General features: G+C 45.7%; 11 protein-coding genes. 3 read left to right on the plus strand and 8 right to left on the minus strand.

Features of this window, described 5'->3' with window-relative positions; genetic code table 11:
• Positions 1-157: 157 nt before the first annotated feature.
• The 3 genes from KV201_RS21940 to dnaK form a co-directional block, all read right to left on the minus strand.
• Entirely contained in the window at positions 158-409 is a 252-nt protein-coding gene (locus KV201_RS21940; protein ID WP_226060581.1) for a hypothetical protein, read from the minus strand.
• Between the two features lie 632 nt (positions 410-1041).
• Positions 1042-2175 carry a molecular chaperone DnaJ gene (gene dnaJ, locus KV201_RS21945; RefSeq protein ID WP_006082793.1) on the minus strand — a complete coding sequence of 378 codons (1134 nt, stop codon included), beginning with the start codon at positions 2173-2175 and terminating at the stop codon, positions 1042-1044.
• A gap of 110 nt (positions 2176-2285) precedes the next feature.
• Entirely contained in the window at positions 2286-4205 is a 1920-nt protein-coding gene (gene dnaK / locus KV201_RS21950) for a molecular chaperone DnaK (RefSeq protein WP_226060583.1), read from the minus strand.
• Positions 4206-4493: 288 nt separating this feature from the next.
• On the opposite strand from dnaK, the gene KV201_RS21955 reads away from it, so the two are divergent.
• The 3 genes from KV201_RS21955 (at position 4494) to KV201_RS21965 (ending at position 6599) form a co-directional block, all read left to right on the plus strand.
• The gene (locus KV201_RS21955) at positions 4494-5420 is read left to right on the plus strand and encodes a DMT family transporter (RefSeq protein WP_226060585.1); all 927 of its coding nucleotides are present in this window, start codon (positions 4494-4496) and stop codon (positions 5418-5420) included.
• Positions 5421-5610: 190 nt separating this feature from the next.
• Entirely contained in the window at positions 5611-6087 is a 477-nt protein-coding gene (ybaK, locus tag KV201_RS21960) for a Cys-tRNA(Pro) deacylase (protein ID WP_226060586.1), read from the plus strand.
• Between the two features lie 209 nt (positions 6088-6296).
• The gene (locus KV201_RS21965) at positions 6297-6599 is read left to right on the plus strand and encodes a hypothetical protein (RefSeq protein WP_226060588.1); all 303 of its coding nucleotides are present in this window, start codon (positions 6297-6299) and stop codon (positions 6597-6599) included.
• Positions 6600-6687: 88 nt separating this feature from the next.
• Here the strand turns inward: KV201_RS21965 and KV201_RS21970 are convergent, their stop codons facing one another.
• The 5 genes from KV201_RS21970 to KV201_RS21990 form a co-directional block, all read right to left on the minus strand.
• A complete protein-coding gene (locus tag KV201_RS21970; RefSeq protein ID WP_226060590.1) occupies positions 6688-7965 on the minus strand; it encodes a glutamate-5-semialdehyde dehydrogenase in 1278 nt (425 codons plus the stop codon).
• 12 nt (positions 7966-7977) lie between these two features.
• Complete coding sequence (gene proB, locus KV201_RS21975) at positions 7978-9096, minus strand: glutamate 5-kinase (RefSeq protein ID WP_006082800.1); 1119 nt, start codon at positions 9094-9096, stop codon at positions 7978-7980.
• A gap of 210 nt (positions 9097-9306) precedes the next feature.
• Complete coding sequence (locus tag KV201_RS21980; protein WP_006083923.1) at positions 9307-10596, minus strand: NCS2 family permease; 1290 nt, start codon at positions 10594-10596, stop codon at positions 9307-9309.
• 259 nt (positions 10597-10855) lie between these two features.
• Positions 10856-11044 carry a hypothetical protein gene (locus tag KV201_RS21985; RefSeq protein WP_115334018.1) on the minus strand — a complete coding sequence of 63 codons (189 nt, stop codon included), beginning with the start codon at positions 11042-11044 and terminating at the stop codon, positions 10856-10858.
• A 116-nt stretch (positions 11045-11160) separates the two neighbouring features.
• Positions 11161-11868, minus strand: coding sequence for a hypothetical protein (locus KV201_RS21990; protein WP_226060591.1), 708 nt, complete (start codon positions 11866-11868; stop codon positions 11161-11163).
• Positions 11869-12458: the final 590 nt, after the last annotated feature.

Consider the following 12458-nt stretch of genomic DNA (forward strand, 5'->3'; position numbering starts at 1 on the left):
CTTTGCAGCTTCGATGATGCTATGGTTTTTATCGAGGACTAATTGGGCTGCTTCAAGTTTGAATTCAGCACTAAATGTTTTTCTGGTTGTCGATCTCATGTGTTCACCTAAAGTCATCTACGAGGTAATAATATCACCTCTATTTAGGTGGCCAAAATTAGTGTGCCACTACACTTTTGTAAGGCAAAAATTTCTGTACTTCTGATTTGTTAGCATACTTACCCTGCTGATCCATATAATTCGTAAGATTATCGAAAGCAACGTAAATTGGCTTAATCAAATTATGAATAGTTAATTGGTTTGCTTTCTTAGCTTGTGTGTATGCATATCTAGCATACAAGGCGGATAATAATGCAATCAATGCTGATATAACGGCTAACCATTGCTCCCAATATTTCAAAGAAATCATAAAACCTCCATGCTGATAAACCAAAAAATATAGCGTATTAGTATTTATGCGTTGCACTGTTTACAGCTAATAAATCGCTTATGGAACTTATTATTTGAAACTAGTGGCCACTACAATATCGATGCTTTCCGATATGCTATAGGCATTTACTTTTTCTAGGTAGTCGCTTTTATACATATTTCAGCTAATTATTTGATTTTAAATAAATTTATAAAATATGTAGACATAGATTTTCACTTCGAGTTTGTTCAACACATTAGAAAGACGGGGATAGGCATAATTTCAATGCCTTAAATACTTACTGATAACATCAAGTCTCAAGGAATACACCATCCCCTCGGAGTTGCCGCAGGGCAAATGAAAATCGACGATTTTACGGACTATCAGATATACGCAGGACTTAACAAGAGTTAAGCAATGTCATGGAAGTGACCGTTGGCGGCATGGATGCCGTCGTCGAGCCCTCAGGGATGAGTTCATGGCGAGTCACTGAAATGACAGTGCTTAATTTATTGCTGCGGACAGAGTTTGAAATTTGAGCATGCAATCAAACATAAAAAAGCCCTGCAAGGTTAACCTTGCAGGGCTTTTTTCTTCTAGTGCGCAGCTAGCCGCTGCGCCACTCGATCAAGTTAGCTATTCAGATCTTGAAAGAACTTTTTCACGCCATCGAAAAAGCCCTCAGCCTTTGGGCTGTGCTTCTTTGACTCACCGGTTAAGGTGGCTTCAAATTCGCGTAACAGTTCTTTTTGACGATCGTTTAAGTTAACTGGGGTTTCCATAACCACTTTGCAGAGCAAGTCACCTACCGCATGGCTGCGAACCGACTTGACGCCTTTGCCACGTAAACGGAACATACGGCCCGTTTGCGTTTCGGCTGGGATCTTCAGGCTGACTTTACCATCCAGTGTTGGCACTTCAATCTCACCGCCTAGGGCCGCTTTACTAAAGGATATCGGCACTTCGCAGTAAAGGTTGTTGCCATCACGGACGAAAATCGCATGCTCACGCACACTGACCTGAACGTATAAATCCCCTGCTGGCGCGCCAAACTCACCCGCTTCGCCTTCACCCGCTAAACGAATACGGTCGCCCGTATCAACGCCGGCTGGGATCTTAACCGATAAGGTTTTGCTCTTTTCAACACGGCCATCGCCATGACACTTAGTGCAAGGATCTTTGATGATCTTGCCGCGGCCATGACAGGTTGGACAAGGCTGTTGCACCGCAAAGAAACCTTGGCGCATTTGCACTTGGCCTTGACCATGACAGGTGCCACAGGTGGTTGCAGAGGTGCCTTTTTTAGCGCCGCTGCCTTCACACAGATCGCAAGTCGCCAGTGTTGGAATCCGCAGTTCTTTGGTTAAGCCTTTAACGGCTTCTTCCAGTGATAACTCTAGGTTATAACGTAAATCTGAGCCGCGGGCCGCTTGGCGTTGACCGCCACGACGTCCACCGCCGAAAATATCGCCAAAGACATCACCGAAAATATCGCCGAAATCGCCTTGACCACCACCGTAACCACCGCCACCGCGATTAGGATCCACACCCGCATGACCAAATTGGTCGTAGGCCGCTTTTTTGTCGGCGTCGGTTAGGATCTCATAGGCTTCTTTAATTTCTTTAAAGTTAGCTTCTGCGGTTTTGTCGCCTGGGTTGCGATCTGGGTGAAATTTCATGGCCAGACGTTTGTAGGCCTTTTTAATTTCACGTTCGCTAGTGTCACGACTGACACCTAATACTTCGTAATAATCTCGCTTTGACATAATCTCATGCTTCTCAGCTGGTGTTGAACAAACGGGCGTTAGGGTTGCCCCGTAACGCCCGCCTAGAAATTAACGCTTTGAAATCAATCTATTGGATTGAAAACAAGTCATTATTTCTTGTCGTCTTTCACTTCTTCGAATTCAGCATCGACAACGTCATCGGCAGCAGCGTTAGCCTGTTTGCCCGCGTCGGCATTGTCGCCGCCTTGAGCTTGAGACTTAGCTTGAGCGATTTCCATCAGCTTAGCAGATGCTTCGATCAGTTCTTGAGTTGCCTTTTCAATGGCTTCTTTGTCATTGCCTTTGATAGCAGTGTCAACAGCATCCATCGCAGCTTGGATTTTCTCTTTATCTTCGCTTGGCAGTGCATCGCCCGCTTCTTCAACTTGTTTCTTAGTTGCGTGAACTAAGCCGTCAGCTTGGTTGCGTGATTGCACTAACTCTTCAAACTTCTTGTCTTCATCTGCGTGAGCTTCGGCATCACGTACCATTTGCGCCACTTCTTCTTCGCTTAAGCCAGAAGATGCTTTGATGGTGATGTTTTGTTTCTTGCCGGTTTTCTTGTCTGTAGCAGACACATGCAGAATACCGTCAGCATCGATGTCGAACATCACTTCAATTTGTGGCTGGCCACGTTGTGCTGGCTCAATACCGTCTAAGTTGAACTGACCTAATGACTTGTTCGCGCTCGCTTGCTTACGCTCACCTTGCAGTACGTGAATGGTCACTGCACTTTGGTTGTCATCGGCTGTTGAGAACACTTGCTGCGCCTTAGTAGGAATAGTAGTGTTTTTCTCAATCAACTTAGTCATCACGCTGCCCATGGTTTCGATACCAAGAGACAGTGGTGTTACGTCTAACAGTAATACGTCTTTCACGTCGCCTGACAGTACGCCAGCTTGAATTGCAGCACCTACGGCTACCGCTTCGTCTGGGTTCACGTCTTTACGAGGTTCTTTGCCGAAGAAGTTTGTCACTGCTTCTTGAACCTTAGGCATACGTGTTTGACCACCCACTAGAATCACTTCGTTGATGTCTGTTACAGATAAATCTGCATCAGCCAGGGCAACTTTCAGTGGCTCTAATGTACGGAGAATCAAGTCTTCAACCAGCGATTCCAATTTAGCACGAGTGATTTTAATCACTAAATGCTTAGGACCTGTTGCGTCTGCCGTGATGTATGGCAGGTTCACTTCAGTGTGGTTGGTGCTTGAAAGTTCAATTTTCGCTTTTTCTGCTGCTTCTTTCAGACGTTGCATTGCTAATGGATCTTTACGCAGATCTAAGCCTTGCTCTTTCTTGAATTCATCAGCTAAGTAGTTGATCAAACGGTTGTCAAAGTCTTCACCACCTAAGTGGGTGTCACCGTTGGTTGCCAACACTTCAAATGTTTGGTCGCCATCGTTGCTGTCGATTTCGATGATAGAGATATCGAATGTACCACCGCCTAAATCGTATACCGCAACAATGTTGTCGCCTTGTTTCTTATCAATACCGTAGGCTAATGCTGCTGCCGTTGGTTCGTTGATAATACGTTTAACATCAAGACCTGCGATACGACCCGCATCTTTAGTCGCTTGACGTTGTGAATCGTTAAAGTAAGCAGGAACAGTAATAACCGCTTCTGTTACTTCTTCACCTAAAAAGTCTTCTGCGGTTTTCTTCATCTTTTTCAAGATTTCTGCAGAAACTTGTGGTGGAGCCATCTTGTTGCCACGCGATTCAACCCATGCGTCACCGTTGTCGGCTGCAATGATTTTGAATGGCATGATGTTCACGTCACGTTGGACTTCGTCATCTTTAAAGCGACGACCAATCAAACGCTTAATCGCGAAGAATGTGTTAGTCGGGTTAGTCACAGCTTGACGTTTTGCTGGCGAACCGACAATGGTCTCATCATCTGTATAAGCGATGATTGACGGGGTGGTGCGATCGCCTTCAGCGTTTTCTAACACACGTGCTTTGCCACCATCGAGGACAGCTACACAAGAGTTTGTTGTGCCTAAGTCGATACCAATAATTTTACCCATGAGGTCCTCCGAAAAATTTCATTCAATCTAAATTTGTTTAGTTGGTTTTGATATGGGGCTAGACGGTTGAAATATCAAGTCCATCGTTGGCCACCTTCTCTGCCTTGATACCTATATTGGGACAGGGAATTTAATTACAAGGGCGAACAAAAAAATTTTCTGATTTATCTTTCTCACATCTGCCGCGGGATAAAATATCCAAGCAGATAAAATAGTCTTGCTTATCACCCCAAGCTGTTATTCAATCTGCCCACATTTGGCGGATGTTTATCCATGTAAGGTAGCAGAGTGAAGTCTTCGAATTTAGCGTACGTGTATGGCATGGCGGCGGTCTTCCTCTGGTCTACAGTGGCCACGGCCTTTAAGATTGCCTTGAGTTACTACACGCCACTGCAACTGGTGTTTGTTGCCGTGCTCACGTCGATTATTGCCCTTGGCGGTATCCTGGCTTGGCAAAAGAAGCTTTCCTTACTCACGCAACAGTTTTTGCGCCGCCCTGCATTTTATCTAATCACAGGGCTCATCAATCCCTTCCTTTACTATGTGGTGCTGTTTAAGGCGTATTCCTTATTACCAGCGCAGCAAGCTTTGTCACTCAATTACACTTGGGCGGTATTGCTGCCGTTACTGGCTGCGCCTTTGTTAAAGCAACATTTGCGCAAGAGCGACATTACTGCGGCGCTGATTGCCTACACTGGGGTGTTTATCATTGCCACCGGCGGCGATATCAGCGGCTTTAGCTTTGATAGCCCGCTCGGGATCGGACTGGCGCTGACCAGCACCTTACTCTGGTGCCTATATTGGATCGTCAACACCAAAGATCAAGGCGATCCCGTGGTGAGTTTATTATTGAGTTTTCTTATCGGCTTACCTTTTATCGCCGTCACTTTAGTGCTGACAGATACCCTACCCAGCTTTAGTCTTAAGGCGATATTTGCAGGTATGTATGTGGGCTTGTTCGAGATGGGCATTACCTTCGTGCTCTGGTTAATGGCGTTGAAAACCGCCACTCGCACCGCGAACATCAGCACTATGGTGTTTTTATCCCCTGTGATGTCGATTGGTTTTATCGCGTGGATTTTGCAAGAAACGATAGCGATGGCCACCTATCTCGGCCTAGCCTTTATTTTATCAGGGATGATGTTGCAACAACTTTGGCCCCGTTTTACCGAGCGCAAAAGTAAGATAAGCCCAAAGCCAAAGCTCGCTGAATGATGGTTAAGAGATAGCTGAGTGATAATTGAAAATAGTTGAGTTGAATGATGGCTGAGTCATCACTGAGTCGCCGCCTTAAACAAGCTTGGCTCACTGCAATGAGACAGTTAAAGAACGTAAAAAACGAAGTGGCTAACGTTTTACATCAAAATTAAGCGCTAATATCACCCATTTTGTGAAGGAGTATGGAATGACCCCGGCCGTTCGATTGGCGAAAAAAGCCAAAATTGCGTTTGATATCCTAGAGTACAGCCACGATCCACACTGCGCCGCCTACGGCGAAGAAGCAGCCAACACCTTAGGACTCGAACCCGCACAAGTGTTTAAAACCCTTTTAGTCGCCATCGACAAAGCCCATGCGCCAATTGCCGTCGCCCTCGCACCCGTCGATCATCAGCTCAATCTAAAAGCCGTAGCAAAATGCCTAGGACAAAAGAAACTGCAAATGGCCGATGCCGAACTCGCGCAAAAATCCTCGGGCTATCTGGTTGGCGGTATTAGCCCGCTAGCGCAGAAAAAACAGTTACCGACCTTAATTGATGCCAGCGCTCAAGGTTTCGATAGGATTTATGTCAGCGCGGGCCGACGCGGTTTAGAGATAAGCTTAGCGGCCACAGACTTAGCCCAGCTTTGCAAAGGCGAATTTGCCGATATCAAGACGCTTTAAGCTATCTCGGCCACATTAGGCACAAATCATTCGACGTTAAGCAGTCCACTCCATAAAATAGCACGCTCATGTTGGATAACTCGCAAACAAGACCCTAGCAACAACAAAATTGGCTTCAGCAAACAGGGTCTACAGTAGAAAGCGTTTGATAATGCCTAGACTTGCGTCTATAAATTGTACTGAGGTACAAATCGACTAACGATAGTCAGATGGAAAAATCAACCCAATGGGCCCCAGAAAATAGCATCAGCCCACTAAGCTGGTGCGCTATGCTACTCTGCATCGCCTTATTTATTTATGAGCATTTCTGGGGAAACAGTTTTACCACTATGGTGGTCATGCTCTATTGCAGTTTTATGCTGCCCTCGGTATTACTCACCCGCAGAGTGCAGGAAAAGTACTTTATTTATACCTTGGAATACATCAAAGCCTTTCGTAAATTCACTACCGTCATGTCGACGCTATTCTTCTGTATCTGGTTACTTGCCACCTATACGCCGCTCATCCATTGATGCACAAATAGGCACATGAAATAAAAACTGCAAACAAAAAAGCCGTCAACGTAATGCGTAACGGCTTTAATTTTATGGTTTTTAACCGCTAAACACGGCTAGTGTAATCACCCCATGCTAACCACTTATATGTGGTTAATGCCTCAAGCCCCATTGGGCCGCGGGCGTGGAGTTTTTGCGTGCTCACCGCGACTTCGGCGCCAAGGCCAAACTGGCCGCCATCGGTAAAACGCGTGCTGGCATTAACATACACAGCCGCTGAGTTCACTTCGTTCATAAAGTGCGCTGCAGCGTGAATGTCATCGGTCAAAATAGCTTCCGAATGGCCGCTAGAATATTGGCGAATATGGCTAACAGCGGCATCGATATCGCCCACCACTTTAATGCCTAAGGTTAACGACAACCATTCGATGCCAAAATCCTCAGCCTTGGCGAGCGTCACATCAAACCCTAAACCATCAAGCAGACTAAAGCTTGTCTCACAAACGGAAAAACGCACGCCTAAACGATGCAGATACTCGGCAATTTGCGGCACAAATGTGCTCGCCACACGCTCATCCACCAGCAAGGTATCAAGCGCATTACATACAGTTGGACGCTGCACTTTGGCGTTAGTGATCACGGCTAAGGCACGCTCAAGGTTGGCATTTTTATCGACATATAAATGACAAATACCAATGCCGCCTAAGATCACTGGAATCGTCGCCTGCTCAGCACATAAGCGCTGCAGTGCTTGACCGCCGCGGGGCACTATCATGTCGACATATTGATCGAGCTTAAGTAAACCTGTCACTAAAGATCTGTCTGAAGAATCAATAAATTGCACCGCATCTATCGGTAAACCTTGAGCGACAATCGCGCCGCGGATCACGTCACTAATGAGTTTATTCGATGCTAGAGTTTCTTTACCGCCACGGAGGATCACCGCATTACCGGCTTTAAGGGCAAGTACCGCGATATCAACAGTCACATTAGGCCGAGCTTCGTAAATCACCCCGATAACCCCAAGTGGTACTCGGCGGCGAGTCAGCCTTAAACCGTTATCTAATAATTTACTGCCAAACTCTTCGCCTACCGGGTCAGCAAGGCGGATCACATCGCTAATATCGCCAATGATGCCCGCCAGACGCGCCTCATCGAGCAACAATCTGTCAATCATCGCATCCGTTAATCCATCGGCTTTAGCGGCAGCAACATCCTTAGCATTCGCGGCTAAAATGGCGGCGGCGTTTTCTGTCAGCGCATCGGCGATGGCTTCAAGCAAACCGGCCTTTTGGCTCGCCGTTAAGTTAGCTAAGGCATAACTTGCCTGTTTGGCATTATTACCAAGTTGCTGTAAATACTGATCTTGATTAATTTGACTCAAAACAGACCTCGCTTATAAGACAACCATGTCGTTGCGGTGCACGATTGCGTCACCATAATCGTAACCGAGTAAAGACTCGATCTCATCGGAATGCTTGCCCGCGATCAAACTGAGGGCTTGGCCGCAGTATCGTGTCATCCCTTTAGCAATCACTTTACCCTGTTGGTCAACTAATTGCAGCGTTGCGCCGCGCTCAAACTGGCCTTTAACGCCGACGATACCTTTGGACAATAGGCTGCGGCCCTTGTCTGTCACGGCTTTGACCGCGCCGGCATCAAGCACTAAAGAACCTTGAGTCGCAGGGCCGGCTAAAATCCACTGTTTACGGCTTTCGAGCGGGTTTTCGATGGCACTAAAATGTGTCCCGACCGATTCCTTGCTCACCACTTTTTTAATCACATCAGGGTGATGGCCAGAAGCGATAACCACTTCGATGCCCGCACGGCGAGCAATATCCGCCGCTTCCAATTTAGTCGACATTCCGCCCGTACCTAAACCAGAAACAGACCCGCCCGCCAACATGCGCAGGCTGTCGTCAATCTTCACCACCTGCGAAATCAACTTAGCATTCGGGTTAGTGCGCGGATCGGCATCGAATAAGCCCTTTTGATCCGTCAATAAAATCAATAAATCGGCATCACACAGCAGTGCGGCACGGGCCGACAGATTGTCGTTATCACCGACTTTGATTTCATTAGTGGCAACGGCATCGTTTTCATTGATGATCGGCACAATATTATTCGCCAGCAAGGCATTGAGCGTGTCGCGGGCGTTAAGGTAACGCTCCCTATCCTGCAAATCGGCACGGGTCAGCAGCAATTGGCCGACATGCAGCCCATAAATACTAAAGAGTTGTGACCAAGCGAGGATCAACTGACTTTGCCCGACAGCGGCTAACAATTGCTTATTGGCCATAGTGTCGGGCAGTGTCGGGTATTGGAGATGTTCACGCCCAGCGGCAATGGCCCCTGAGGTGCATAATACGACTTCGACCCCTGACTTCATCAGTGCGGCCATTTGACGAGCAAGCTCAACCATGTGGGCTTTATCTAGCTGTTTACTGCCAGAGGTCAGCACACTCGTCCCCAATTTCACTACTACGCGGCGATACGCAATCTCACTTAAGTTCATTATTCATTTGTAAAAAATAACCGAACAATCCTTATACCTAATCCGCTGGGTAATTGGTAGCAAGGAGTTATTAACTCGAGATAAATTTTCGATTTTGCTTGGAATCGCGCATGAAAAAGGGCCATCGATGAGATGACCCTCAAAAAATATTGTCTATTGTAGACAATCTACGTTGTGAGCTCGCACTACACGAGCCACTAATCGACAGCCTTAGCCATAGATAAACTTAGCTACAAACAGCGCAGCCAAGACGACAATGCCCACATTGAGATCGCTAAAGCGACCTGTGAGTAATTTGATTGCGGCGTAAGAGATCATCCCAAAGGCGATGCCTGTGGCGATAGAAAACGTCAGTGGCATTAATATACACACAACGACTACCGGTGCGGCTTCAGTCAAATCTTCCCATTCGACATGCACGAGTCCCGACATCATCAGAATCGCCACATAAAACAGTGTGCCCGCCGTCGCATACGCTGGGATCATGCCCGCCAATGGCGACAGGAATAACGCAGCAATAAAGAGTAATCCCACGACAACTGCCGTTAAACCAGTACGACCACCCGCGCTCACTCCCGCCGTACTTTCGATATAACTTGTGGTCGTCGACGTACCAAAAGCGGCGCCCGCAATAGTCGCTAAACTGTCGGCGGTTAAGGCACGGTTTAATCGCGGTAAACGGCCCTTCTCATCGAGGAAACCACCGCGCTGCGCAACCGCAACTAAAGTGCCAGAGGTATCGAAAAGATCGACAAATAAGAAGGCAAACACCACAGATAACATGCTGACTTCAAAGACTTGGGATAAATCCATCTTCAAAAAGGTTGGCATGATCGATGGCGGCATAGACACAATGCCGTGATACTGCACATCGCCAAACACTAATCCCAGCCCTGTGATAATCAAGATACTTAGGATAACCGCCGACTTCATTCCACGTTGCACCATAGCAATGATCAGGAAAAAGCCTAACACAGCCATGACCGCCGGAAATGCAGTGATATCGCCTAAGGTCACTAAGGTTGCAGGGCTTGCCACCACAATGCCGGCACTCTTAAGGCCGATCAGCGCAAGGAACAGACCAATACCAGCAGCAATACCAATACGCAGCGACATGGGAATGCTATTCACAATCCACTCTCGAATGCGCACTAAAGATAAGATTAAAAAGCAAATACCCGAAAGGAATACCGCGCCAAGTGCTGTCTCCCAGCTGTAACCCATTTCGCCCACAACTGTGTAGGTAAAGAAAGCGTTCAGCCCCATGCCAGGTGCAAGCGCGATAGGATAATTCGCCATCAAGCCCATAACTAAACAGCCGACAGCCGCAGCCAAACAAGTCGCGACGAATACAGCCCCATGGTCCATGCCCGCATCGGCTAACATCATTGGATTCACAAAAATGATGTAGGCCATGGTCATAAATGTGGTCAAACCGGCGACCGCTTCCTGCTTGAGGCTCGTTTGATTTTGTTTCAGTTTGAACAGTTTTTCTAACATGGAACAAGGTTCCTTTTTATTTTAAGTATGTAGGGTAGTTAGATGTAAACACTATGTAGCGTGATGACATTTGCAGCCGATTATAGGGAGTTTAGGCTGGTCAGGCCAGAGGAGAGGCTGTCGTACGGAAAAATAATAGAAAGAGCGACGATGAATACAAGCAGATGTTGTCACCTTGATAAAACGCCAAGCCTCACAACGATAGCTAACAAAACAGCATCGCCATTCACATAGCTCATTGCAATAATGAGGGGAAATGTTAACTAATCTTGCTTGCTGTAGCTTTTTTACCAGTACGGAAAATACTTAGGACGAAGAACACCAAAGCAGCGACGAGAAAGCACACCAGACCGATGATGTCCATTGAATACGCGTTGTATATTGCACCCATAAAAAAGACCAATGACGCAATTTTTAAAGGATTTTTAAATTTAAAGAATGTTTTCATACAGATCCTTTTAAGTTCTAACGCATGGCACTAATAGCGCGAAATATGCGTGACCGAAGCGGTAATCAATTAGTAGCTTAATTAGCGAAGTAGCACTTTGGAGTTGAATTTAGATATTAACTTCCGGTAACTTCAACTTTATAAAACTGACTCTTTTCTGAAAGCTGTTTAAATACCCAAGGTGGGTTCACTACCGATATATTCTTGACGCCAAGTTTATTCAGATCGCTGATGGCGTAATACCAACCGACATAACTACCCGCATCTTCATATTTTTTATATTTATCACTTTGGCCAAGTGTGGTGATGTTGGGATTAACGCCTAATTTTTGAAAGAAATCAGCTTCTCTTGCCAGCGTTTTTTCACCATATTCATCAAAATGTTTTTGAGTGGCCTCGCGCTCAGATTCAGGTAAGGTTTTGATAAATTCAGCGACTCCAGCAGCCATGCCAGAGGTTCCACCATGAAAGCCTATCAAGGCATGGTTCGTGATTCGTTTTTCATGTGCAGCAGGGAAAACGTAGTTAGCACATGAAGATAAACAATACTCAGTCACCTCAACGTTTAAGCTGTTCTTGTTGATAAACTCGGCTAAATCAAGGCCTAAATTAACTTCACCACCAACACTCTTAATGGCTAGCCATTTTATTTTTGAAGTATTTTTCTTAAATATTTCAAACACCATTTCATTGGCTTCTTTTGCTAACCCTCCTTGATAGTGAATCTTATCACCGTCTAAGAACACTTGAGTTGGCTCATTTGCATAGCAAAATGTGCTGGTAAAAATCAAACTTAAAGAAAATAGATTTAAAAACTTAGCCATACCGATTCCTTTTGGTATACAACAGTCTATCAACGATAGTCCTGACAACTACACTTAAACCAATGAAAATAAATAATATTTTATTCAGCAATTTACTGGCAGCGACCAGTTATGACAATAAGCAGTTAGTCTGAATAAAAGCAAGAAGGTCAAAATTGTTTTCGTGGGTATACATGTATGCCTAAAACGGGATTAATTGCCTAAACGAACTTAGGTACATAGACATTTTGGCAGCAATAGAAGCTAAAGCTATGACGTTAAAGGTTGGGAAGTGAACATCGCCACTTTGCGCGTACTCTCAATGCCCTTGATAGGTACTATTTATCCAGCTACTCATAATGTTGATCGTATCTTCATTATTTGGCAGGTTTAAATGCTTTACCTTTGGGATTATTTTGACGAGCGCATGAGGAGCATTTTTACTAAAAACGGCTTCGAACTTTTCTGCGTAAAATGCTTCATCATCTGCACCCACTAAGACTAGGGTCTGTTGATCTTTGCTGTACAAATATTGTTCAGCAATACATCGGCAGCCACATTAACATAAACGCCAGTGACACCATACTGGCGTAATTTCTTGCTAGCTTGTC

This window comes from Shewanella sp. SR1 (genome assembly GCF_020447145.1).
Taxonomy (GTDB): Bacteria; Pseudomonadota; Gammaproteobacteria; order Enterobacterales; family Shewanellaceae; genus Shewanella; species Shewanella baltica.

Bases quoted from the DNA above. Each gene is read 5' to 3' on its own strand.
- KV201_RS21940 (WP_226060581.1), bottom strand. From the start codon at position 409: ATGATTTCTTTGAAATATTGGGAGCAATGGTTAGCCGTTATATCAGCA.
- dnaJ (WP_006082793.1), bottom strand. From the start codon at position 2,175: ATGTCAAAGCGAGATTATTACGAAGTATTAGGTGTCAGTCGTGACACT.
- dnaK (WP_226060583.1), bottom strand. From the start codon at position 4,205: ATGGGTAAAATTATTGGTATCGACTTAGGCACAACAAACTCTTGTGTA.
- ybaK (WP_226060586.1), top strand. From the start codon at position 5,611: ATGACCCCGGCCGTTCGATTGGCGAAAAAAGCCAAAATTGCGTTTGAT.
- KV201_RS21965 (WP_226060588.1), top strand. From the start codon at position 6,297: ATGGAAAAATCAACCCAATGGGCCCCAGAAAATAGCATCAGCCCACTA.
- proB (WP_006082800.1), bottom strand. From the start codon at position 9,096: ATGAACTTAAGTGAGATTGCGTATCGCCGCGTAGTAGTGAAATTGGGG.
- KV201_RS21980 (WP_006083923.1), bottom strand. From the start codon at position 10,596: ATGTTAGAAAAACTGTTCAAACTGAAACAAAATCAAACGAGCCTCAAG.
- KV201_RS21985 (WP_115334018.1), bottom strand. From the start codon at position 11,044: ATGAAAACATTCTTTAAATTTAAAAATCCTTTAAAAATTGCGTCATTG.
- KV201_RS21990 (WP_226060591.1), bottom strand. From the start codon at position 11,868: ATGGCTAAGTTTTTAAATCTATTTTCTTTAAGTTTGATTTTTACCAGC.